This window comes from Limnoglobus roseus, assembly GCF_008254045.1.
GTDB classification, from domain to species: domain Bacteria; phylum Planctomycetota; class Planctomycetia; order Gemmatales; family Gemmataceae; genus Limnoglobus; species Limnoglobus roseus.
In genome coordinates this window covers 7,734,842-7,758,450 of sequence record NZ_CP042425.1, presented here as the reverse complement: position 1 = coordinate 7,758,450, position 23,609 = coordinate 7,734,842, and the positions used below count along the sequence as shown (strand labels likewise).

Annotated in this window: 19 protein-coding genes; 12 read left to right on the top strand and 7 right to left on the bottom strand. The window is 64.3% G+C overall.

The window, feature by feature from the left end:
- The first annotated feature begins 108 nt into the window (after nucleotides 1–108).
- The 6 genes from tssB to tssG all read left to right on the top strand — a co-directional run bounded on the left by tssB (nucleotide 109) and on the right by tssG (nucleotide 6,601).
- Nucleotides 109–630 carry a type VI secretion system contractile sheath small subunit gene (gene tssB / locus PX52LOC_RS33205; protein ID WP_149114106.1) on the top strand — a complete coding sequence of 174 codons (522 nt, stop codon included), beginning with the start codon at nucleotides 109–111 and terminating at the stop codon, nucleotides 628–630.
- A 3-nt stretch (nucleotides 631–633) separates the two neighbouring features.
- Nucleotides 634–2,133 (top strand): type VI secretion system contractile sheath large subunit, encoded by a 1,500-nt coding sequence (tssC, locus tag PX52LOC_RS33200; protein ID WP_149114105.1) that lies wholly within the window; start codon nucleotides 634–636, stop codon nucleotides 2,131–2,133.
- A 112-nt stretch (nucleotides 2,134–2,245) separates the two neighbouring features.
- Entirely contained in the window at nucleotides 2,246–2,752 is a 507-nt protein-coding gene (locus PX52LOC_RS33195) for an Hcp family type VI secretion system effector (RefSeq protein ID WP_149114104.1), read from the top strand.
- A gap of 94 nt (nucleotides 2,753–2,846) precedes the next feature.
- On the top strand, nucleotides 2,847–3,341 hold the full coding sequence (tssE, locus tag PX52LOC_RS33190) for a type VI secretion system baseplate subunit TssE (RefSeq protein WP_149114103.1): 495 nt from the start codon (nucleotides 2,847–2,849) through the stop codon (nucleotides 3,339–3,341).
- On the top strand, nucleotides 3,338–5,320 hold the full coding sequence (gene tssF, locus PX52LOC_RS33185; RefSeq protein WP_149114102.1) for a type VI secretion system baseplate subunit TssF: 1,983 nt from the start codon (nucleotides 3,338–3,340) through the stop codon (nucleotides 5,318–5,320). The genes tssE and tssF overlap by 4 nt, the downstream gene beginning before the upstream one ends.
- A gap of 15 nt (nucleotides 5,321–5,335) precedes the next feature.
- On the top strand, nucleotides 5,336–6,601 hold the full coding sequence (gene tssG / locus PX52LOC_RS33180) for a type VI secretion system baseplate subunit TssG (RefSeq protein WP_149114101.1): 1,266 nt from the start codon (nucleotides 5,336–5,338) through the stop codon (nucleotides 6,599–6,601).
- 8 nt (nucleotides 6,602–6,609) lie between these two features.
- On the opposite strand, the gene PX52LOC_RS33175 is transcribed toward tssG, so the two are convergent.
- Together PX52LOC_RS33175 and PX52LOC_RS33170 are read right to left on the bottom strand one after the other, a co-directional pair.
- Nucleotides 6,610–8,628 carry a hypothetical protein gene (locus PX52LOC_RS33175; protein WP_149114100.1) on the bottom strand — a complete coding sequence of 673 codons (2,019 nt, stop codon included), beginning with the start codon at nucleotides 8,626–8,628 and terminating at the stop codon, nucleotides 6,610–6,612.
- Nucleotides 8,629–8,781: 153 nt separating this feature from the next.
- Nucleotides 8,782–9,792, bottom strand: coding sequence for an ROK family protein (locus PX52LOC_RS33170; protein WP_149114099.1), 1,011 nt, complete (start codon nucleotides 9,790–9,792; stop codon nucleotides 8,782–8,784).
- 149 nt (nucleotides 9,793–9,941) lie between these two features.
- Here PX52LOC_RS33170 and PX52LOC_RS33165 point away from each other — a divergent pair, with 149 nt between their 5' ends.
- The 3 genes from PX52LOC_RS33165 to PX52LOC_RS33155 all read left to right on the top strand — a co-directional run bounded on the left by PX52LOC_RS33165 (nucleotide 9,942) and on the right by PX52LOC_RS33155 (nucleotide 12,068).
- On the top strand, nucleotides 9,942–10,673 hold the full coding sequence (locus tag PX52LOC_RS33165; RefSeq protein ID WP_149114098.1) for a hypothetical protein: 732 nt from the start codon (nucleotides 9,942–9,944) through the stop codon (nucleotides 10,671–10,673).
- Nucleotides 10,674–10,815: 142 nt separating this feature from the next.
- Entirely contained in the window at nucleotides 10,816–11,304 is a 489-nt protein-coding gene (gene greA / locus PX52LOC_RS33160) for a transcription elongation factor GreA (protein WP_149114097.1), read from the top strand.
- A 266-nt stretch (nucleotides 11,305–11,570) separates the two neighbouring features.
- Nucleotides 11,571–12,068, top strand: a complete 498-nt coding sequence (locus PX52LOC_RS33155) for an FHA domain-containing protein (RefSeq protein WP_168219363.1) — start codon at nucleotides 11,571–11,573, stop codon at nucleotides 12,066–12,068.
- Between the two features lie 95 nt (nucleotides 12,069–12,163).
- On the opposite strand, the gene PX52LOC_RS33150 is transcribed toward PX52LOC_RS33155, so the two are convergent.
- Both PX52LOC_RS33150 and trpB read right to left on the bottom strand, forming a co-directional pair.
- Nucleotides 12,164–12,988, bottom strand: coding sequence for a LysM peptidoglycan-binding domain-containing protein (locus tag PX52LOC_RS33150; RefSeq protein ID WP_149114095.1), 825 nt, complete (start codon nucleotides 12,986–12,988; stop codon nucleotides 12,164–12,166).
- 47 nt (nucleotides 12,989–13,035) lie between these two features.
- The gene (gene trpB, locus PX52LOC_RS33145) at nucleotides 13,036–14,277 is read right to left on the bottom strand and encodes a tryptophan synthase subunit beta (protein ID WP_149114094.1); all 1,242 of its coding nucleotides are present in this window, start codon (nucleotides 14,275–14,277) and stop codon (nucleotides 13,036–13,038) included.
- A gap of 83 nt (nucleotides 14,278–14,360) precedes the next feature.
- On the opposite strand from trpB, the gene mutM reads away from it, so the two are divergent.
- The gene (gene mutM, locus PX52LOC_RS33140) at nucleotides 14,361–15,248 is read left to right on the top strand and encodes a bifunctional DNA-formamidopyrimidine glycosylase/DNA-(apurinic or apyrimidinic site) lyase (protein ID WP_149114093.1); all 888 of its coding nucleotides are present in this window, start codon (nucleotides 14,361–14,363) and stop codon (nucleotides 15,246–15,248) included.
- A 9-nt stretch (nucleotides 15,249–15,257) separates the two neighbouring features.
- Nucleotides 15,258–16,877: an ATP-binding protein gene (locus PX52LOC_RS33135; protein ID WP_149114092.1), complete on the top strand. Its 1,620-nt coding sequence runs from the start codon at nucleotides 15,258–15,260 to the stop codon at nucleotides 16,875–16,877.
- Between the two features lie 178 nt (nucleotides 16,878–17,055).
- Here the strand turns inward: PX52LOC_RS33135 and PX52LOC_RS33130 are convergent, their stop codons facing one another.
- Complete coding sequence (locus tag PX52LOC_RS33130; protein WP_149114091.1) at nucleotides 17,056–18,018, bottom strand: GNAT family N-acetyltransferase; 963 nt, start codon at nucleotides 18,016–18,018, stop codon at nucleotides 17,056–17,058.
- A 78-nt stretch (nucleotides 18,019–18,096) separates the two neighbouring features.
- Between PX52LOC_RS33130 and PX52LOC_RS33125 the strand changes: the two genes are divergently transcribed.
- The gene (locus tag PX52LOC_RS33125; protein WP_149114090.1) at nucleotides 18,097–19,311 is read left to right on the top strand and encodes an outer membrane protein assembly factor BamB family protein; all 1,215 of its coding nucleotides are present in this window, start codon (nucleotides 18,097–18,099) and stop codon (nucleotides 19,309–19,311) included.
- Nucleotides 19,312–19,366: 55 nt separating this feature from the next.
- On the opposite strand, the gene PX52LOC_RS33120 is transcribed toward PX52LOC_RS33125, so the two are convergent.
- Entirely contained in the window at nucleotides 19,367–20,908 is a 1,542-nt protein-coding gene (locus tag PX52LOC_RS33120) for a hypothetical protein (protein ID WP_149114089.1), read from the bottom strand.
- A gap of 76 nt (nucleotides 20,909–20,984) precedes the next feature.
- Nucleotides 20,985–23,543, bottom strand: coding sequence for a VWA domain-containing protein (locus tag PX52LOC_RS33115; RefSeq protein ID WP_149114088.1), 2,559 nt, complete (start codon nucleotides 23,541–23,543; stop codon nucleotides 20,985–20,987).
- Nucleotides 23,544–23,609 lie beyond the last annotated feature (66 nt).

Here is a 23,609-nt window from a genome sequence, read left to right as displayed (position 1 = left end):
GGCCACAATTCTTTTGGGCCGGAAAACCGCCCCCTCTCCGGCCCCGTATAGCTTCAGGGATCGAACGACGGAGCCGGTCGGGCCTCTCGATTCTCAGAGGTAAACCCCATGGCCGAAAGCTTTCAACACAAGTTAGACCGCGTTCGCTCGCCGCGCGTGCAAATCACGTACGACGTCGAAACGAACGGGGCGATGGTCAAGCGCGAGTTGCCGTTCGTCGTCGGCATCATGGCCGGCCTGTCCGGCCACCGGGACGAGAAAGAACTCGGCGCGCTGAAGGACCGGAAGTTCGTCGAGATCGACCGGGACAACGTCGACAGCGTCATGAAGGACGCGGCCCCCATGCTCAACCTGAGCGTGGCCAACAAGCTCACCGACGACGGCACGAAACTGCGGACGCAAATCCAGTTCCGGTCGATGGACGACTTCGAACCGGCGAAGGTGGCCGAACAGGTCGCGCCGCTCAAGGAACTCCTAGAAATGCGGAAGCGCCTCGACGAAGTGCTTTCGCGGATCAGCACGAACAGCCAATTGGAATCCGTCCTCCAAGATGTTCTGGCGAACACCGAGAAGGTGCAAGAACTCGCCAAGCAAATGGGCATCGACGCGAACACCGGGGAGGCGAAGTAAGCCATGGCCGAACAAAAAGCCGCGAGTGAATCCGCCGCCGCAACCACGACGACTGAAGGGGGCGGGCTACTCGACCAAGTTCTGAACGCGACCAAGCCGAAGTCGGACACCCAGAAGCAGCAGAACAAGCAGTTCATCGAAGCGGTAATCCGCTCCGCCCTTGAGGCTCAGCCCGGGTCGGTCGTCTCCGGCGACGTAGAACGGACCATCCAGGCGTGGAAGGCCGAGATCGACCGCAAGTTGTCCGTGCAATTGAACGAAATCCTCCACCACCCGGACTTCCAGAAGTTGGAAGGCACCTGGCGGGGCGTGAAGTACCTGGTCGATCAGTCCGAGACCAGCGCCCGCTTGAAGCTCAGGGTGCTGAACATCAACAAGCGGACGCTCTCGAAAGACCTGGAGCGGGCGATCGAGTTCGACCAGAGCCAACTCTTCAAGAAGGTGTACGAGGCCGAGTACGGCACTCTCGGCGGTAGTCCGTTCGGTATGTTGGTCGGCGACTACGAGTTCGACGGCAAGTCGGCCGAAGACGTCGCGATGCTCCAAAAACTCGCCGGCGTTGCCGGGGCCGCTCACGCGCCGTTCGTCGCGGCCGCCGGCCACGACATGTTCAACCTGGACTCGTTCACCGAGTTGAACAACCCCCGCGACCTGGAGAAGATTTTCGAGAGCATCGAGTACGCCGCCTGGAAGAGCTTCCGCGAGTCGGAAGACTCCCGGTACGTCGCCTTAACGATGCCCCGCGTCCTCGGCCGCCTGCCCTACGGCACCGGCCTCACCGACAAGCGGGTCGACGAGTTCAACTACGAGGAATCCGTGGACGGCACGGACCACAACAAGTACCTGTGGATGAACTCCGCCTGGGCGTTCGCGGCCCGCACTACCGCGGCCTACGCGAAGGACGGCTGGTTCATGAGGACCCGCGGCGTCGAGGGCGGCGGGCAGGTCGAAGGGCTCCCGCTCCACGTGTTCAACGAGGCCGGCGGCAAGACGGCGAAGTGCCCGTCCGAGGTGCTCATCCCGGACCGCCGCGAGGCGGAACTGAGCGGCCTCGGCTTCCTGCCGCTGTTGCACTACAAGGACACGGACAAGGCCGTGTTCCTCGGCTCGCAGACCTCGCAGAAGCCGAAGAAGTACTTCGACCCGTCTGCGAACGCCAACGCGGAGCTCTCGACAAAGCTCAACTACATGCTCTGCGTCTCGCGGTTCGCCCACTACCTGAAGGCAATGGCCCGTGACAAGGTCGGGTCGTTCGCCGAACGGGGCGAAATGGAGAAGTGGCTCAACCAGTGGATCGGGAACTACGTCGTGAGCAACCCCGAAGACGTCGGTCCGGAAACCAAGGCCCAGTGCCCGTTGGCGGCGGCCTCGGTGTCGGTCACCGAAGTCAAGGGCAAGCCCGGCTGGTACCAGGCGGTCGCCCACTTGCGGCCGCACTTCCAACTCGAAGGTCTGGCGACGTCCATGCGATTGGTCGCCGAACTACCGCAGAAGAAGTCCTGAACCGGTGTGTCATCGGTGAGGGTTCTATTTTCCGAAGGCACCGGGCCGTCACATCCGTGGCCCGGGTCCTTCATCACCGCCGGGTAACGTCCGGCACCTAGGAGAGTTGAACATGGCGAGTGATTATTTCCTGGAAATCAAGGACAATCCCGGCGAATCGACGGACGAACAGTTCCCCAACACCATCGAGGTGTTGAGCTGGAGCTTCGGGGGCAACAACCCCATCACGATCAGCAGTGCAGTGAGCGGGGCGTCGGGCGGCAAGGTCGACTTCTCCGACTTCTCGTTCTCCTGTCTCATGAGCAAGGCTTCGTCGAAGCTGTTCCTGAACATGTGTAACGGGAAGACTTTCGACGAAGCCAAGATCCACTGCCGCAAGGCGACCGGCGACGGCGGCCAAGTGGAATACCTGACGCTCAACATGAAGATGGTCGCGGTGTCGTCGTACTCGACGAGCGGGGCCACCGGCGGCGACGACCGGCCGACGGAAAACTACAGCCTCGTCGTCGGGGCGTACAAGATGGAGTACAAGGCCCAGAAGAAGGACGGCTCGATCGATTCGAGCCCGGTCATTACCACCTGGAGCCGCGTCAAGAACAAGGCCGACTACGCCGTCTAAGTTCTTCCCGCAATTGCCCTTCGGCCCACGCCCCGGCGTGGGCTGGTTTCATTTTGTGGTTGCGGTTCCCCCGCCGACCGGCCAGAGTAGACGTATGGAAGACTACCCCCCGTCGTTCTTCAACCGCCTGACCGATCCGACGATTGCCGCCAACCGGTGCCGCTACTCGCTCACCCAGACGGAGGTCGCCGTCCTCCGCGACCTCGAAGACCTGTTGAACACCAAGCGGCCCCCGGACGAGTACTTCGCCGGCCTGGACATGGTCTCCCGGTCGATCGCCAACTTCGGCCTGCGGGACGCCACGCACCAGGACGGGTCGTCGCCCCACGAACGGCTGAAGATCGCCGAGCACATCCTGGACGTCATTCAGACTCACGAACCGCGGCTGACGAACGTGCAGGTCATTCCCCGAAGTTTGGAAGAGGTGAAGGCCGAGCAGCCGAAGGGGTACCGCATCGGGGCGGCGTACTTCCGCATCGTCGCGACGTTAAACGTCGATCCGACGCCCATCGAGGGCGTGGTGTTTGATACGATGCTGGAACTGGCAACGGGCCACCACAACGTCTCCTCCCCTGGGGGTATCGCGTGAGCCGCGAACTTTGGCCGTTCTACGATCAAGAGTTGCGCTTCCTCCAGGAGCAAGCCCGCGAGTTCAGCCGCGAGTACCCGAAGGAAGCGGGCTTCTTGCGCCTGGAGGCGACCGGCCGGAGTACCGACCCACACGTCGAGCGGATGTTGCAAGGGTTCGCGATCCTGTCGGCCCGCGTCCGGCAGAAACTCGACGACGACTTCCCGGAGTTGACCGACGGCCTGTTGGGTCTGCTCTACCCGCACTACTTGGCCCCGCTGCCGTCCATGCTGATTGCGCAGTTCGTGCCGAACCCAGGCGTGGACCTCACCACTGGCCTGACCATCGCCCGCCATACGCAGTTTCGCACCACGCCGGTGAACAACGTCGAGTGCGAGTACCGGACGGCCTACCCGACGCGGCTGTGGCCCGTCACCGTCGCCGAGGCGGTCATGAAAGGCCCGCCGTACCAGGACATCCGCGACCTGATGCCGAAGATGAAGATTCCGACCGGCGGGAACAAGGGCCGCCTACGCCTGCGGTTCGACCTGCCGACCGGGCAGACGTTCGCCCAACTGCCGCTTGGCGTACCCGATCCGGCGACGGGCGCATTGGCTGGGTTGCGGTTGTTCATCGACGCCGACGGTCCGCTGACGGCAACGCTCTACGAGATGCTCCTGAACAACGTCACGGCCGTCGTCTTCCGGGAACCAAGCGAGACGAAGGTCAGCGACGTGTTGCCGGAAGTCGCCCTGACGCCCGTGGGCTTCCGCGTCAGTCGCGAGGGGAAGCGGACGACCGGTCCGGACTTGGACGAGGGCCTGTTGCCCTACCCGCCACAGTCCTTCCCCGGCTACCGGCTGCTCACCGAGTTCATGGCCTACCGCGACAAGTTCTGGTTCATCGACCTGAAGGGCTGGGACAAGGCACGGGCCGACGGCGTGCTGGGGAAGAACAGTGTCGAGGTTCACCTGTTCTTGAACCAGGCGGTCAACCCGGAACTCGAACAGGCGGTCAACGCGACGACGTTCAAGCTTGGCTGCGTGCCGATGGTCAACCTGTTCCGCAAGGGGAGCACCGAGGGCATTCGCGTCACCCACCAGCGGTACGACTACCCGCTCGTGCCCGATTCCGAGCACCCGGAGGGGTACGAGATTTATTCCGTCGACGGCGTCTACCACCGCACGCCGTCCGGCGAGGAGATCTCGTACGCGCCGTTCTACTCGTTCCGCCACCAGAACCGCGAGCGGGACCGGCGGTACTGGTACGGTCGCCGCCGACCGAGCGCGAGGTTCGGCGACCGCGGCACCGAGATCGACGTCCACTTCGTGGACTGCGATTTCAACCCGACGGTTCCCGCGGAGGCGGTGGCGCTCGCGGCGGTGACGTGCTGCAACCGCGACCTGCCGCACAAACTTCGCGAGAACACCGACACCTGGTCGCTGCGGCCGGTCGGGTTAGTCGTGCCGGCCGGCATCCGCGTCCTCCGCGCGCCGACGCCGACCCTGCGGCCGATGCAAAAGCGGGTGGACGTGGTCGGCCGCGACGAGTCGATCCGCAAGATGAATTACTGGCGTCTGATCTCCCACCTGACGCTGAACCACCTCTCGCTCGTGGACACCGACCCGGAGCGCGGCCGCGAGGCGCTGACCGAGTACCTGGCCCTGTACGACTTCTCCGACGACCAGCACCCGGAGTTGCGCGAGATCGCACGGCAGGTTCGCGACGGCGTGCTGGCCGTGGACGCCGGCCGCGACGTGGCCTTCGTGCCCGGCGAGAGCGAAACCGTCGGCGGGTACGCCCGCGGGCTAGAGGTGCGGCTGGAACTCGACGAGGAAAAGTACGTCGGCGTCGGCTCGTACCTGTTCGCGTCCGTGATGGAGCGGTTCTTCGCCCTGGCCGTGTCGATGAACTCGTTCACCCGGCTGACCTACCGGACGCGGCAGCGCGGCCCGATCCGCGGGTGGTCCGCGCGGGCGGGCGAAAAGACCCTGTTGTAAGCCCCAACGGACGCCATGCCCGATCGCTACCCCATCCCGGCCTTGCAACTCTTCGACCCGGAAGAGTGTTGCGGGTTCGACCCGTTTCAGGCGATCCGGCTGTTGGAACTGCTCGCCAACAAGGTTTCCATTCGGGACACGCAGGTGCCCTGGAAGGAGGTGGACACGGCCGTCCGCTTCCGCACCAACGTGACGCTCGCCTTCCCGCCGAGTCTGATCGCGCAAATCCTCCCGCCGGCGCACGCCCCGCCCGACCCCGAGGAGTTCAACTTTCCCATCGCCGAGCGCATCCGCAAGCGGTACAAGCGGGCGGCCGTCGCGACCGTGGTCAGCAACTTCTTCGGCCTCTTCGGCCCGAACGGCGCGCTCCCCCTCGTCTACACGCAGACCCTGTGCGACCTGGACACTTCCCCCCAGACGCGCCAAATCTCGACGCGCGGCGCGCTGCGGGACTGGTTCGACCTGTTCAACCACCGGATGACGGCGCTGCTGTTCAAGGCGTGGCAGAAGTACCGGATGCCGGTCGGTTACCTCCGCCACGCATGGCGGCGCTCGCCGACGAGGGTCGTGCACAGTTCCGACCGCATCACGCAGGTGTTGTTCAACGTCGTTGGCCTCGGCACGCCGCCGTTGCGAGACCGCCTTCGCGTCCTCGCCCCGAACGCGGCGGAAGAGTGCCGCGTGGGCGGGGTCGGCTGCGAGCCGCTGACCCGCATCGACGACCGCGCGATCCTGGCCTACGCCGGGGCGTTTGCCCGCCGGCACGCGGGGGCGCACGAACTCCGGGCGATCCTGGCCGACTACTTCGACCTGCCGATCGAGGTGCAATCGCTAACCGGCCAGTGGCTCGACCTGCCGATCGCGGCTCAGACGCGGTTGGACGACTCGCCAACCGGCCGCCTCGGCATCAACGCGATCGCGGGCGAAAAAATCTGGGACGCCGGCAGCAAGTTCCGCCTGCGGATCGGCCCCCTGCGGTACGTCGACTTCGTCAACTTCCTCCCCGACCCGACGGCCGTGCCGGAACGGAAGAGCGCCTACCTGCTGTCGCAACTGACGCGGTTGTACGTGGGGGCGGAGTTAGACTTCGAGATCGAACTGGTGCTGCACAACTTCGAGGTTCCGCCGTGCGACATCACCGACGCGCCGGTCGGGGAACTCGGCCTGCGGCTCGGCTGGAACACGTGGCTGACCTCCGACAACATGGGCATGCCGGAGGAAGTGGACGACGTCCGGTACGACGCCCCGTGCGACGTGGTGTTGCCGGCCGTGCAGGGGTAGTAGGGCGGCTACCGCTTCTCGGCGTCCTGAATGCCGAGGAGGACGCCGATCTGCCCGAACGGGGCGATGATTTTCGCCGGCCACGACTTGGCGTACGTGCTGGCCAAGCCCTTATCGCGGGTCCGTGCGCCGTTGTGCCGGGCGAGGGCGAGGCGGCCCCAGGCGTGGCCGAGTTTCAGGTTCTTTGCGTCCGGTTCCGCGGGCAGTTCTGCGTCCTCGTCCTTCGGCTGTTGCCCGGGGTTCGCGGCGAGTTTGTTCCGCAACACTTCCGCCTTCGCGAACACCTTCAAGTCCCCGGAAATCGACTTCGTGAATTCGTCCGCCTGCTCGGCGGCCCCGGCCCGCGCGCTCATTTGCGCGAGGTGGAGTAACAGACTTTCGGGGAGGGACACGTTAGGGTCGCCGCGAACGGCTTTCATCGCGCGTTCGGCCGCGTCGAGGAACTCGCCCGGCTTGTCGGTCCACTCCGCGGCCAAGGCGAGAGCTTTCAACCGCGGCACGGTTGCCCTTACGTCAGTACCGCTGTTGGCGATTTTTCGGGCCTCGTCGCGGTTGCCCTTCAGGAGGTTGATCGCGGTGTACGCCCACCGCGAGGCGTCGGAGGGTTCGCCACTTGGCGCGGGCACGAGGCCCGGCCCCTTGATTTCGAGGACGTTCCACAACGCCTGGGCCGACGCCGGTGTGGGGGAGGGCGGCGGGTTTGGCGTGCCGGACAGAGACTTCTTGAGCTTCTCGCCGATCTCGCGGGCGGTGTCTTGCTTGTTCGCGCGGAAGCACTCCAGACCGATCTGCGCCTCGGCCTCGTATTGTTCGGCGTCGCTGAACAGTGCGGGCAGGGCGGACCGCACAACCTCGATTTGATTCACCTTGAGCAACTCGCGGCTGAGGCGGCGGAGCAGGGCGGTACGCTCGTCGAATTCGGCCTTCGCGTCTTTGAGGCCGTTGAGCACACGTCGCAGTTGGCCCTGCACGCCTTCCAGTTCCGCCGCGTTTGGCTTGACCTTCGCACGCGAGGTGGCCGTCTGTTGCGGCGGCAGCCAACTGAGTTTCCGCTTCTCGATTAGGTCTTCGCCTTCGCCGCCGAGGTTCAGCAGGGCGATCGCCAACTCGCCGTAGAGTTGTTCTCGGTCGGCCGCCCGCGGGGCCGCGTTCAGATTGGCGAGCGCGCCGCGAAAGTACTCGATTGCTTTGTCGCGAGGATTCACGTCCTTCTGTTGACCATCTTTCAGTTGATTCCGATTCCGGGCCTCGTACTCACCTAACGCGATCCGCAACGCGGCCGGGTAGAGGGGCAACTGAGTCATTTCCTCGGCTTCGAGCGACTTGTCGAAGTTCTCGACGACTTTAGTTTCCCCGGTTGTTGTCCGCACGTTTATCCAATAAACGACCCCTCCCGCCAGTAGCAGTAGCGGAATGCCGATGATGGCGACCCACTTCACGTAGATCGACGAGGGGAGTGCGTCGAACTCTTCCTTGATGACGCCGGTGGCCCGTAGGGTGTCGCCGGAAACCATCTTGTTGTCGCGGGAGCCGATCACGCCTTCGAGCTTTTCTTGCTTCACGCCTTCGGGGGCGTTCTGTTCCCGCCAGCCGCCCTTCTTGCCCTTCTCCTGCAACGGCACCTTCTGGCGGTGCTTGCAGTCCGGGCACAGGACGTTCTTCCCCTGCATCGACCACGCGACCGGCCACTTGTGGTCGCACATCGTGCAGGCCATCGTGATCGTCTTTTGGTCTTCCGGCACTTCGTCCGGGTCGTCGTTCAATGCGGTGGCGGCGGCAGTTTCCACGTCGATCGGCGGCCGGCTTTTCGGCGCGGACTGAGTCGGCACCGCGGGACCGGGTGAAGGCTTCGAGACCGTCACCGGAGCCGGCGCGTGGGCCGACCCGTTGGTCGTTCCGTTAACAGACGGGGTAACGGTGAAGACTTTTCGACACCCCTGGTTGGCGCAGGTGACCTTCTTGCCGACGAGGTCGTCCTTCAGGCGATAGTCCTTCTCGCAGAAGGGGCATTTGGCGTCGATCGCCATGGGGTGAATACCTGAGCAGATGGGAGGGCAATCCGAGTCGCGAGTCTGTTTCCATTATTGCCGCGGGGCGTGAAGGGGTGAAGGGGTGACACCGAGAAGGGGTGAAAAACCAAAACCCCGGCCGCCGTCCGCCTTCGTCACCTCTTCACCGTGTCAGCCCTTCACCCCTTCAGGTCGCGGAAGTTTCTTCATCGCCAACCGCGCGCCGCCGGCGGTGCCGATGAAGCCGGCGTCGGAGCCGAGTTTCGCGAAGGCGACTTTCACTTGCTTCACCGGGTGCGTGAGGCCGAACCGCACGACGTACTCGTGAATCTTTGCCCGGAACGACTCAGCGACGGCCATGCCGCCGCCGAAGACGATCATGTCCGGGTCGACCGTCGCGATGACCGCACACGCGCCGAGGGCCAGGTAGTAGGCGGTGTCGTCCACGATCTTGCGGGCGAGATCGTCGCCCTTGTCGGCGATGTCGAAGATCACCTTTGCGGTCAGTTCGTCGTCGTTGGCGGTATAGTACGCCTTCAACTTTGACGGGCCGCGCCACTCGGCCAACTCGTCGCGGGTGCGGCGGACGACGGAGCTGGCACTGCCGTAAGCCTCCAGGCATCCGCGGGCACCGCAACCACACCGCCGGCCGTATTGCGGCGACTCGATCCGCATGTGGCCGAGTTCGCCGCCGTGGCTGTGCTCGCCTTCGAGGATGTAATCGCCGAGAATGATCCCGCCGCCGACGCCGGTACCGAGGGTGAAGAGGACCATACTGGTCGCGTCCTGACCCGCCCCCACCCAGAACTCGCCGTAGGCGGCCGCGTTGGCGTCGTTCTGGTAGATCGTGGGCAACTTGAAGACGTTCTGGATGCGGTCCCGAACGGGCACGTTCTTCCACGGCTTCAGGTTCGGCGGGTCGAGGATGAGGCCGGCTTTCAGGTCCATGAGGCCCGGCGTGGCCACGCCGATGGCGGTGATGTCGGCCATCGTCAGCTTCGCCGCCGCGACGGCCCGGCGGATCGTTTCGCACATCGTTTCCAGGCCGGCTTCTTGCCCGCGTTCCGGCTCGGTGTTCATCACGACCGGCTTGCTCAGCGGGGTGCCGTTGTCGTCCACGACGGCCGCTTTCATCGTCGTGCCGCCGACGTCCAGGCCGACGAAGAGGGGTGTACTCGCCATGACGGAACCTGCTGCCAGAATGCGTGGGGAAGATTGTCTCCCAAGTTGTAACGGGTCGCTGGGCGGTTGTCGACTGTTTTGACCGGCATCCGACGTTGCACGCGGGCCGAGAATTTCCGATCCTTTACCCACAACCGAAGGAACCCGCCGTGGACTTCTCACAAGACGATCTGTTCGACGCCATCGACAAGGCGGTGCGGGACGCCCTGCAACGCGGCGGCATCGTCGAACCGCCAGTCGACGCGCTTTCGCTGGCGGAACAGTCGTTCGGCCTGACGATCGAGTACCAGGAACCGGAAGACGAGGACGAACCTCGGCAGTACGGCGCGCCTCCTAAGAAGCGTTGGCGGCCGAACACCATCATCCTCCGGCCCGATCAGTCGGAGGAGTCGCAGCACGCGCTGGCGGCGCGGGCGGTGGCAAAGCAACTGCTCCCCGGCATTTTCACCAAGCTCGGCATCGTGACGGGGACCGAGAACAGGTCGGCCGAGAAGCAACTGATGGGCCTCGTCGTCACGCGGTTGCTGTTGCCGACCCGCTGGTTCGCGACCGACGCCCGCAAGCTCGGATACGACCTCGCGCAACTGAAGGACCGCTACCCCACCGTCGGCTTCGACATGCTGGCGTGGCGGATTCTCGACGTGGACGAGGAACCGTGCGTGATCGCGGTCGTGGACGACGGCACGGTGGCCGCCCGCCGGAGCAACCGCTTCCCGGCGAATAAGAAGCTGACCGCGGCCGAGGAAGCGTGCTTGGCGGCCGTTGCCGAGACGAACGAACCGGCCCGCCGGCGGCGGGACGATTGGACCGCCTGGGGGTGGCCGACAAACGGCATTCCTTTCCGAAGGATCATTTTGCGGGCGGTCCCGGAAGAGCTATAATGCTTTCCACACGCCGGCGGCCGGGCACCGACAACGAGGCCTTGCCGCCGGAGTTTTTCCTTCGATGATCACACCCGGCCGGGGACGTCTGTCCTCGGCTTTTGTTCCGAAATGATGTCCGACAACGGACGGAGTGGCAGCCATGAGCGATAACCGCATCCCGATGACCCGCGACGGGTACGACAAGTTGCGCGGCGAGTTGGACCGCCTCCGCGGCCCGCTCATGATCGAAATCACCCAGCGGGTGGCCACGGCACGCGAGATGGGCGACCTGTCCGAGAACGCCGAGTATCACGCCGCCCGTGAGGACCAAGGACAGCTCCAAGCCCGCATCAACGAACTCGCCGACCGTCTCGGCCGCGCTGTCATCGTGGACCCATCGGCGTTGCCGAAGGACACGGTGGTGTTCGGCAGCCGCGTGAAGGTCAAGGACATGGAGTTCGACGAGGAGGAAGTCTTCGAACTCGTCGGTCCGGGTCAAGAGAATCCGGAAAAGGGCCGCATTCTCACGGACAGCCCGATTGGCGAAGGACTTCTCGGCAAGAAGAAGGGCCAAGTGGCCGAAATCGAGGTCCCCAGCGGCCGCATCAAGTACAAGATTCTCGAGATCTCGGCCGCGAAAATCGACTGATTCACAAGCGACCTGACGGAGATTGTTCTTCCCGTCAGGTTTATTGTTGCCTTTGGCGCTCCACTTGCTCTTCTCACTTCAGTTTGGTTTAACTATCCGCGGATCTCGTATTCGCCTCCCCTCAGATTGATCGTCGTATTCTGAAAATTCCTCGTAACGAGGAGATTGTTCTGGACTTTCGGTCCGTTTCAGATATTGACGAGGGAGTAAAGATAATGAATTCTAATGGTAGTATCGCCATCCCAAGTCAGGCTGTGAGGCCGGGCATGAGTGACCATCTGCACAGCATTCACCTCAACGAGAATCCCCGGCGGGAACTTTTCCGCCAGGCGAGGATTCAGTTAGAGGGGGCTTGTGGCCTGCCGACGCTGCTCGGTTCGGTTCCCACCCCCTCGGCGGACGTTGATCTCGAAGCCGTCACGCGGTCCATCGCGCCGATGGCCCCCGGTGGCCCTTGCCACTTTCAACTGAAAGACGGCGAGCAGTTCCACCCGCTCACCGTGGGCGTCAACACGGTCGGCCGGCTCCCCGACAACAGTGTCGTCATTCGGGACGAGCACGTTTCCCGTCGGCACTGTGCGGTAGTCGTTCACACGAGTGGGCAGTGCGAGGTTCACGACATCGCGTCGAAGAACGGCACGCTGCTGAACGGCAAAAAGATTGCCGGGCCGACCCGTCTTCGTCCCGGAGACCAGATTACTCTCTGCACGAAGAAGTTGATGTTCGTGGCCGAACCGACCGACGGTCCGAAAGTGGCATCTTAAAAGCCCCTTCCGATGTAGTCTTGCGTTCAACCTGTCGCCGCACGGTACGCCGGGAACTCACCCGCTGAACCGTGCGGCGACTTCCATTCAACCGGTCATTTCTTCCAGATGAAGAGTGTCATGCCCGGGCGGACTTTGTTCGAGTCCGCGCCGATCACCCCTTTGTTGCTCTCGTAGATTCGCGTCCACAGGTTTCCGTTCTTGAGTACCTTGAGCGCGATCGAACTCAGGGTTTCGTCCTTGGCGACCGTGTGCTTGACGACGAGATCATTCCAGGCGTCGAAGTCCCAAATCATCAGTCGCCCGGAGTCGTCCTTGAAGAGTTCCCGGCCGTTGTAGAGCCAGGTTCCGGCCTTCGGGTCGAAGACGTGACTGAACTGGGCAACGATCTGACCTATGTAATACGAGTCACTCGGCCGATTCTGATTGACGTCGGTAAACACTTTCCTCAGGGTTCCCGCTTGCTCGCTCTCGGGGCGGAAATTACCTTGCGCGATTTTGACTTCGGTGGCCGTCGTACTGGTAACGACCTGGACGTGGTGAATCGGGTCGTAGAGGAGAATGAGGTCGCCGGACTTGGCCTTCGCCAGACTTGAGGGTAAGCCCTTGGACGTGCCGGCGACGAACTTCACGGTGTTGAAATTGGCGAGGTCTCTTGCCCCGGTCGACGTGAGGGCGGAATCGAGGAACTCTTCCAAGTTCGCAAACTTACGGGGGATGATCCCGTCCTTGTTCGACTCATTCTTGATTTCGAGCGGCAAGCCCTCGCTCGCGGCGAACTCGCTGACGAGGCGGATGGCCAAGTCTTCGCACGTTGATCTCAAGACGCCCGACTTTTTCGGGCCGGCCGTGGAAACAAACGTGCGATAGGCCGCGATGACGGAATCGGACCAGAGCTTCTTGATTTCCCAAGCGGGCATGGCGGTACTCCTCGGGTGGTGCTACCGGAGGAGTACGAGTGACGATGTTAACTGGTTTTCTGACGGCCGGCTTTGTCCCGCTCCGTCATCACGCGGGCGACTTCGGCGCAATCCTTGTCGCCGCGACCGCTGAAGCACAAGACGACCACGTCATCCTTCGACCGCTTCGAGGCGACCCGCATCGTTTCGACGACCGCGTGGGCCGTTTCCAGGGCCGGCAGGATGCCTTCGAGGCGGCTGCACAGGTAGAAGGCGTCGAGGGCTTCGTTGTCGGTCACGCTGCAATAGCGAACCCGCCGGCTGTCCTTCCAGTACGAGTGTTCCGGCCCGACGGCGGGGTAGTCGAGGCCCGCCGAGACGCTGTGCACGTCGGCCGTTTGGCCGTCGTCGTCTTGCAGTACGTAGGTGAAGGTGCCGTGCAGCACGCCCGGTTGGCCGTGCATGAGGGTGGCCGCGTGCGTGCCAAGGCCCTTCGCGTGGCCGCCGGCTTCGACGCCGATCAGTTCGACCGCTTCATGATCGACGAACGGGTAGAACGTCCCAGCCGCATTCGACCCACCGCCGACGCACGCCACCACTGCGTCCGGCAGCCGGCCGATTTGCTCGTTCGACTGCTCGATGATTTCCTGCCCGATCATGCTCTGGAAGTCGCGGACGATCATCGGGAACGGGTGCGGCCCGATGGCACTGCCGATGATGTAGTGCGTGTCCTCAACCGTACTCATCCACTCCCGCATCGCCTCGTTCACGGCGTCCCGCAGGGTACGACTCCCGCTCGTCACCGGGAAGACCTCCGTGCCCATTGCCTTCATGCGGAAGACGTTCAACTCCTGCCGGCGGATGTCCTCTTCGCCCATGTACACGCGGCACGGCAGGCCGAAAAGCGCCCCCGCCGTCGCGCTCGCTACGCCGTGTTGCCCGGCCCCCGTCTCGGCGATGATCCGCTTCTTGCCCATCCGCTGGGTCAGCAGGGCTTGACCGATCGCGTTGTTGATCTTGTGCGCGCCGGTGTGGTTCATGTCCTCGCGCTTGAGGTAAATGCGGGCACCGCCGGCTTCCCGGGTCAGTCGCTCGGCGAAGTAAAGCCGACTCGGCCGGCCGACGTAGTCGGCGAGGATGCGGCGGAATTCGTCCTGGAAGGCGGGGTCGTGCTTCGCCGATTCGTAGGCGTCGGTGAGTTGTTCCAGCGCGAACATCAGCGTTTCCGGCACGAACCGGCCGCCGAATTCGCCGAACCGCCCGCGGGCGTCGGGGACGGCCGAAACCGCGTTGGCGAGGGTGCTACTCATTGCTGCGTGGCTCCACGGGTGGGAATGGGATGTATTCTAACAATGCTTCTGTTCGGCGTCCGAAACTTCGTGGTGCATCCGACATGCCTGAACTGCCGGAAGTCGAAACCGTGGTCCGCGACCTCCGCCCGCTGCTCGTCGGACGGACGATTCGCCACGTCACGGTCGGCTCGCGTAAACTCCGGCACGCCTGGGATTCCGCCTGGGACGCGGCCCTGAGCGGGGCCAAAGTGCGAGCAATCCGCCGGCGCGGGAAGTGGATTCTCGTCGATCTCGCCAACGGTTCCACGCTGCTCCTGCACCTCGGCATGACCGGGCAACTCACGGTCCACGCCGCGAAGGACGAAGTCGCCGACCACACCCACTTGCGGTTCGCCCTCGACCGCGGCAAGGACGAGTTGCGCTTTCGCGACATCCGCCGGTTCGGGTCCGCGACTCTCTTCGCCACGCAAGCCGAGCTAGACGCCTTCCTGAACGCCCGCCTCGGCCCCGAACCGTTCGGCCTCGACCCGGCCTACTTTCGCGACTTGTTGAAGACGACCCGCTCGCTCAAGGCGTTGTTGCTCGATCAAACGGCCCTCGCCGGGGTCGGGAACATCTACGCGGACGAAGCCTGTTTCCTCGCGGGCGTTCACCCCGGTCGGGCGGCCAATACGATGACCCACGGCGAGAGCGAGACGCTGCGGGCGGCCATCGAAACGGTGCTGACGAACGCCATCGAGGGCCGCGGCTCGACGATCCGCAACTACGTCGGCGGGTCGGGCTTGAAAGGCAGCTACCAGAATCGGTTCAATGTCTACGGCCGCACGGGTCAACCGTGCCCCACATGCGGCGGCGTGATTCAAGTGACGACGCTCGCCGGGCGGTCGTCGCACTTTTGCGCGACGTGCCAACCGCCACCCCGGCGGTCGAAGAACAGTACCCGCGTAGCGGGTCGGCCAACGGCCGACCGCGGCCGCAAGAAAGGCTGACGCCCGACCATGTCCTACCGTGGGTTCAAACGCCTCCTCGGCGAAACCGGCCTCGAACGCAAGTGCCGTTACCTGCTCGGGGCGGGCGTCATCCTGCTCATGTCCGTCAGTTTCGTCGTCTACGCCCGCCAGACGGAAGAACTCGCCTACGACCAGTTGCAGAACACCGGGCAGACCCTCGCCCCGACCGTCGTCGCGCGCCACCACACGAAGGCCGAGTTCCGCGACACGCTCGACCGCTACCAGCGGATGGCGGAAGACGAACTGCCCCCGCAGCTCAAGAGTTACAAGTACAAACTCTCCTCGATCAACCCCACCGACAACGTGGAACTTCAGCCGACGAGTGACGAACTGCCGATCCTCCAGAACTTCCAACTCGACCCCACCAAGACCGAATACTCGATCACCGTCCCGGCCGAGCGGGTGTACGTCTACTACGCCCCTGTCCGGGCCGGCCGACAGTGCGTCGAGTGCCACCGCAGCGAAAAGAGTGTGCCGAAGCCGGTGGCGAATCTGAAAGAAGGAGACATCCTCGGCATGGTGTCGGTGCGGATGTCCACGGAACTGATCGAGACGGGCTTCCATCAGAACCGCGCACTGCTCATCGCCTTCGCCATCGGCACGACGGTGCTGATCCTCGCGGGCAGTTACCTCATCATCCGCTATGTCATCGTGAAGCCGGTGAAGCACCTCAAGGACGTGAGCGAGGCCATCGCGTCGGGCGAGTTGAACGTGCGGAGCGAAATCCAGACTGGCGACGAGTTCGAAGACCTGTCGATCGCGTTCAACCGGATGCTGCGGAACCTCACGAGCATGCAGGACCGCAACCGCGGCCTGATCTCCGACCTCGACCGCAAGGTGGACGAACTCGCCCGCGTGAACATGGCCCTCTACGAGTCGAACCGCCTGAAGGGGGACTTCCTCTCGACGATGAGCCACGAACTGCGGACGCCGTTGAACAGCATCATCGGCTTCAGCGAGGTGCTCCTGAACGCCGGGAACCTGTCCGACAAGCAGCACCGCTACGCCGGGAACATCATGACGAGCGGGCAGCAGTTGCTCGCACTCATCAACGACGTTCTCGACCTCGCGAAAGCCGAGTCCGGCAAGATGCGGTTCCACCCGGAGACGGTTCACGCGGCCGAACTGTGCGAGCAACTCCTCGCCCTGCACAAGCCGGCGGCCGAGAAGAAGAACGTGGAACTCCGCCTGAGTGTGCCGCCCGACCTGCCCGCCGTGAGGCAGGACGTGGGCAAGCTCCGACAGATTCTGGCGAACCTGATTTCGAACGCGATCAAGTTCACGCCGGAGGGCGGCCGCGTGACGCTCGCCGCGAGCGTGGTCGGCGGCGAACTCGTGCTGACGGTCGAGGACACCGGCGTCGGCATCGCGGACGAGGAGCAAGACAGTGTCTTCGACAAGTTCCGTCAGAGTGCGAACCCGCTGACCCGCGAGCAGGGCGGCACCGGGTTGGGCCTGTCCATCGTGAAAGAACTGACGAAACTCCTCGGCGGCGACGTGACGCTGAAGAGCGAACTCGGCCGCGGCAGCACCTTCACCGTCCGCGTGACGACCGATCTGAAAGAGGAACCACTGCTCGCGTTCGACTTACCGGGCGAGGGGCGGTAGGCGCCCGCCCGCCGCGGGAAAGAGTTTGCGGTTACAACGGCGAGCGTCGCGGCGTGAGCGCGACGTGTCTGCCCTGGTGAAGGACACGTCGCGCTCACGCCGCGACGCTCGCCGTTGATTCTCAGAAAAGACTTTCGATGGTGGAGGTGGCCGGCCTCAACTTGGACGGGTTACCCACTTACTTCCGGTACACATATCCCGCGTCCACTTGCTCGAACCCCAGCGACTTGCACATGCCCACGGCGGCCGGGTCGTCGGCCCGGACTTGCAACTCCACGATGCCGAAGAACTGGTCCTGGAGGAATTTCAAAATGTGAGAAACCAGCATCTTTCCCACGCCCTGCCGCCGGAGGTCGGGCCGCACTTGCACGTCGATGATGCCGGCCGACGGGGCGTTCCACCGCCAGCCGAAGCCTTCGAGTTCCCACGCGATGGCGCGGGCCGCGGGCATGCCGGTGAGCTTGTCGATCACGCGGAACTCGGCCGGTTCGAGCGTGTTCCAGAGGCACTCTTGCCACCACGACCCGATGGCCGCCGCCTTCAGTAATTGCACGTCGTACCGCCGCCGCAGCATCGGCAGCCGCGTGTCGACCACCGCGAACGGCTGGTCGAGCGACCGCTGGAACACGATCACCGACTCGGCCGGTTGGTAGCCGGACTTCGCCAGAAACGCCTTCGCGGCCGGGTCGCTGTCCAACACGCCGGGCGAGTTGCTGCCGCCGTACAGCCCGAAAAGGTGCGGATTTTTCGGCCACTGCGAGCCGAACGCGATCGCCGTCGCCCCGCGCTCCGTCAGGTACGCCTCGGCCCGCCGCAGGAGTTCCGAGCCAATCCCCTTGTGTTGGTGCGTCGGCCGGACGAGGACGCAGCAGACGATGCCGTGCGCGTAGTCGAGCCGGTTCTGTTCCTCCGTCGGGGCGAAGGCGGACAGGGCGAAGCCGATGATCTTCTTGTCGCCATTATCCGCGACCTCCTCGGCCACGACCAGGGCGGGGGCTTCGAAGTACGGCTTGCTGAACATCCACCGTTCGAACAGCGACGGGTTGCGGATCGGGATCGCGCCGCGGCCGATCGCCGCCTCGTTCCACACGTCGGCCAAGCCCGGCGGGTCGGTGTTGCGGTAGGCGCGGTAAACGATCACGGGGCGGCCTCGGTGACGCAGGGGGTAACGATACTATATCTGAAACCGCGGGCCGATTTTCAACTCACGAGACTTCCGATGTCGCGCACTTTTTTCGCCCTGCTGTTGCTTTCCGGTCCGCTCGCGGCGGCCGACTGGCCGCAGATCCTCGGGCCGACCCGCGACGGCCATTCCGCCGAGACGAAACTCAACTGGAACTGGTCCGCGAAGCCGCCGGCGGTGGCGTGGACGAAGGACGTGGGCCACGGGTGGGCCGGCGTCGTGGTCGCCACTGGCACAGCCTTCCTCTTCCATCGCGTTGCGAACGAGGAAGTCCTTCTGGCGCTCGACGCCGTGACCGGCCAGGAACGGTGGAAGTTTGCTTACCCCGCGAAGTACCAGGACGACTTCGGCTTCGACGACGGCCCGCGGGCGACGCCGACGGTGGTGGACGGCGTCGCGTACCTCCTCGGGGCGAACGGCGACCTGCACGCGGTCGAGATCGCAAAGGGTGAGAAGAAGTGGCACCGCAACGTCCTCAAGGACTACGCGGCCGGGAAGGGTTACTTCGGCGTCGCCTGTTCGCCGCTAGTGGCGGACGGCAAGGTGATCGTGAACGTCGGCGGGAAGGGGGCCAGCCTCGTGGCTTTCGACGCGGCCACCGGGAAGGAACTTTGGAAGGTCGCCAACGACGAGGCGAGTTATTCGTCGCCGCAACTTGCGGAGTTCGGCGGCAAGAAGGTCGTCGTCGCGTTCACCCGTCGCGGCCTGCTCGGCGTGGACCTAGCGGGCGGGAAGCAACTCTTCGAAATGAAATGGCGGTCGCGGTTAGACGCCTCCGTGAACGCGGCGGTGCCGTTGATCCTTGACAGCCATATCTTCCTGACGGCGTCCTACGGCACCGGGGCCGTCCTGCTCAAGTGCGACGGCACGAGCGTGGAAGAGGTCTGGTCGAACGACACGTCGCTGTCGTCCCAGTACTCGACGCCGGTGCGCGTCGGCGAGTACCTCTATGGCACGGACGGTCGGGCCGACTTCAACAGCGGCCGCCTGCGGTGCGTGGCGTGGAAGACCGGCGAGGTGGCGTGGACGCAGGACCGCTTCGGCTGCGCGAGCGTACTGGCCGTGGACGGCAAACTCCTGGCCGTTACCGAGGGCGGCGAACTGGTGGCGTTCGAGGCCAACCGTGAGAAATTCGTGGAACTCGGGCGGAAGGCGATTCTGGACGGCAAGGTGCGGGCTGTACCGGCGCTGGCCGACGGACGGCTGTTCGTGAGGGATGAGACGAAGTTGGTGTGCGTGAGCCTGAAGTGAATGAAGAAGCCCACCCATCGCGACGACGGGTGGGCTTTCGGGTTTTGCGAGCGGGCTACTTCTTCTCGCTCTTCGTTTCCGGCTTCGGCTCGTCCTTCTTTTCGAAGGCGTCGGCCCCGGACGGGCGGATCATCTCGAAGTACTTCTTCACCGTCTGACGGTGGCCGAGCGGAATCGGCTCGGCTTCCAGCACCGCTTGCGATTCCTTCTTGCCCTTCTCGAACTTTTCCTTGTACTCGCGGCGGGCCTTTTCGCGGGCCTCCGGCGTCGTCGTCGTTTCCGTGTCGGAATCGCCCTCGTCGCCGGGCGTGCCGGTCACTTGGACTTCGTTCCGCTTGCTGCCGAGTTTGGTGCGTTCGCCCTCGGTGTTGCCACTGATGCCACGACCCCACGTGCTGCTCGGGCTGTTGGACTTCTCGGTCTTCTTCACCCGTGCGCCGCCGTTGTTCTGGCAGTCGCACTTGCCTTCCTTGAAGTTCTCGTCGAGGGCGTCGAGGAGGTTGGCGGTCTTCTTCTTGCGGATGGCGCTGTTGACCTTCTTGGCGAGGTTCTTCCCGGCGTTGCCGACCTTGCCGTTGCCGCCGCCCTTGATCGCGTCAGCGAGTTCGCCGATGGCGTCGCTGAGCGAACCCTGCCCGGCGTCGCCGGACTTCTTCTGTTGCTCGCGGAGCTTCTGTTCCAGATCCTTCGCTTCCTTCGGCGTCAGCGTGACCTCGGACAACTTCTCCAGTTCCTTCGCGGCCTTGTCGAGATCGCCCTTCTGTAAAGCCTTGCCCGCGCCTTCGAACGGCTGCGACGCGGCCAGGGCCGTGCCGAGCGACGCCAGCGCCCCGTCGAGGGCGGCCGGGTTCAGTTGCGTCGCGAGAGCCTGGGCGTTCGCCGACATCTCGGAGAGTTTCGCGAGGGCTTCTTGCTCGGTCGTGTTTTCCTGGGCCATCTCTTCGAGCTTGTCCTTCACCTTCTGGATCAGGTCTTTCAGGCCCTTGACCTCTTCTTCCTTCGCCTCGTCGGTGTCTTGAATCATCTCTTCGAGTTTCTTCAACAGGGCCGCGCTCTCGGCCTTTTGCTTCTCGACCATTGCCACGATGTGGTCGGGCGTCGGGGCGGGGCCGGCTTCCGCCTCGCGCGGCGTGAGCGGCCAAACGAGCAGCGCCGTGGCGAGGGCCACTCCCGCGACAGCCACCGGCCACGCCTTCGGAGCCTTCAGCGGTACGACGGCCTTCGGCTCGACGCTGCCGAGGTGGGACATCGCGTCGGTCAGTTGCAGCGCGTGGAGGTCGCTGGCCGGTTGGTTCGCGAAGGCGAGGGCGGTGACGGTGCGATCCTTCAGCCCGTAGTGGTTGTCAATGGCGGCGGCGGCCCCGTGGTCGTCGCGGCGAACGAAGGTACCGACGAGCAAGCCAAGGATCGGCCCGGCCGACAGGATGCCGCCGACGAGCGGTGCGGGCAGTTCGAGGCCGAGGGCCATCCGGCCGACGCCGAGGACGACGCCGGCAACGGCCGTTGCGAACAGGCCCGCGAACAGGCTGCGGATCGTGAAGACCGACTGCTGTCGGCCCCGCACGGGCCTGAGGGCGGCGAGCAAGGACTCTTTCATCACCGATCTCCCGAAAGGAACTCCCGAACAGTTTAACCTCAAAATGCGGTTAGAACAATCGCGATTCTTGAACCGCTCATCGTTTCGCCATGACCATCTTCATCGGCGGCTTCGCCCGGCCGAGGACGAGGTCGAAGTCAATTCGCCGCAGGGCCACGTCGGCCAGGAAGACCAACATCGCGGCCATTAGCAGGTACGGCCACAGCGGTAGCGGCCGGGTGGCGGTTCGCTCGTCCGGAGCGAAGACCGCCTCGGGTTCGGGCTTGAACGTGCCGCCCGATACTTTGGCGACCGCCTCCAGGAGCTTCTCGTCCGTCGGCCGGATGCGGAGTTCGTCGTCGTAGTTCACGACGAGGCCGCGCGACTGTTGCGTGGCTTGCTGGCCCTTCGCGTCTTGGTTCATTTGCACGTGGTACGTCCCGGTCTTGTCGATCGGGAACTCGCCCACATACCGGCCGGGGGCCGTCTGCGTCATCGTCAGTTTCTTCTCGCCGCCCTGGGGTTCGAGGACGGTCAGCGCCGTCGTGGCCTCGTTCAGATAATTGCCGTCGATCTTCACGGCGTCGAGCGTCACGGTGGCCTTGCCGTCCTTCTGCGTCATCTGCACGAAGACGCCCTTCGCGTCGGACTTCCGCATCGCGTTGCGGATCACCTGCGCCCAGAACTTGCCGAAGAGCGGTTGCGACACCCACTCGGCCGCCCACCGGCCTTTTGCGTCTGAGGTGAACGCAACCGACATGCCGAGGCCGTACCGCCACCACGACAGCAGCGGGTCGCCCTTGTCGGTCGCGAGGATGACTTCGCTCGTCGGCTTCGGCCGCGTGGTGACGTAGCCGAACAACGGCGAGACGTTCTCGATGTTCAAGTCCGCGAGCACGGCCGACGACCGCTGGATGATCGGCGTGAACGGAACCTCGTTGATGGCCGACTTGCTGGCGGTGACGGTCTCCTTCGCGAAGATCTGCGGGATGTTGGCCGGGTCTTCCGAGTGGTAGTACCGGCCGTTGCCGATCTTCGCGATATTTTCGAGCAGTTTGAAGTCGCAGTCGTCGCCGACGGCCACGGTGCTGCACGTCATCTTCGACTGCACCATGTTCGTCGCGATCCCCTCGAAGTCGGCCGGTTCGGAGACGCCGTCGGTGAGGACGATGACGTGCTTGAGCTTCGACTGCGTCTGTTGGAGTGCCTCGAAGGCGGCCTCCATCGGCGGACCCATCGTCGTGCCGCCGCCCGCCTCGATGGCGCTGATCTTGTCGAGAATCTGAGCCTTGTTCGCGGCCGGTTGGATGTCGGCGATCCAGAAGAGGTCGCCGTCGAAGGCGATCACGCCGACCTTGTCGCGCGGGCCGAGGAGTTCGACGGCCGCCTTCGCCGCGTCCTTCGCCATCTCCATCTTCTGGCCGCCCATTGAGCCGGACTTGTCGATCACCAGCACCATCGCGATGCTCGGCTTCTCTTTCTCCTTTTCGAAGTCCGACCGCACCGGCAGGATTTCCTCGATCGTCGTCTTGTAGTACCCGCCGAGGCCGAAGGACTGGTCGCCGCCGATCATGAGCAGACCGCCGCCGAGTTCCTGCACGTAGGTGCGGACGAGGTTCATCTGCCGCGTGCTCATCGACGTGGCCGGCACGTTTGCGAAGGCGATCAATTCGTAATTTTGCAGGTCCGAAAGCGACTCCGGGATGCCCTGTGTGGGCCGGAGATCGACCTTGATCCCCTCCTGCTCAAGGGCGTCGGCCAGGTCTTTCGACTGCTTCATGTCGCTATCGACGAGCAGAACGCGCGGCTTGCCGTTCGTGTAGACGAGGGCCTTCGCGGTGTTGTTGTCGAGGAGCTTGTCCTTGAACCCGGTGACGCGGACGGTGTACTCCATGCTCCGCGCACTTACCGCCTTCGGCCGGAGGGTGAACTTGTTCTCCCCCTTCTTGACCTTGAACTTCTGCGAACTGATCTGCCCGACCTTGTCGTAGACAGTGATCTCCCCTTCGTCGTCGTGGTTGGAGTCGATGGTGATTTCCATGTTGAACGGCTCGCCCTCGCGGACCTGGGCGGGAACGCTCACGTTCGAAACTTGCACTTCCGGCTCGGTGCTGGTCAGGAGCGGCACGGTGCTGATCGGCACGCCGCCGCGGAGGGCGGCACGGATGGCGTCGCCGGCCGTTTGGTTGCCGTCGGACAGGACCACGATCTTCGGCACGTAGCTCGGGGGAATGCCGGCGGTCGAGACTTCGAGGGCGGCCGCGATGTTCGTGCCCTTGGCGTTGATAACCGAGGCGAGCGAGCGGTCCGCGACGATGGCCCCCGGTTCGGCCCCGAAGCGGATGAAGGCGTACTTGTTCCCGCCGGCCGCCGCCGTGGCTTTTGTCAAGAAGTCGTCCACGATCGCCTTGTTCTGCTCGCCGACGCTCAGGCTCTCGTCGATGGCGAAGACCACGAACTGCTCGTGCCCCGGCCGGATGAGAGTCAAGCCGCAGAGGGCCAGTACGAGCAATCCGACGACGAGGCCACGGGCGGCGAGCGACGCGACGCGCTGCCACCGGGCGAAGTCGGTGAGGCCGCGGACGTAGTACCAGACCAGCACCGGCAGCGCCAGCAGGCCGAGCAGATACCAGGGCTGGGTCAGTTCCAACGGCATGTCGGCAAACCCTCTTGAGTCTTTGGAACCCGGAGCGGAAGCGATGGGGTGAGAGAACTTCACCCC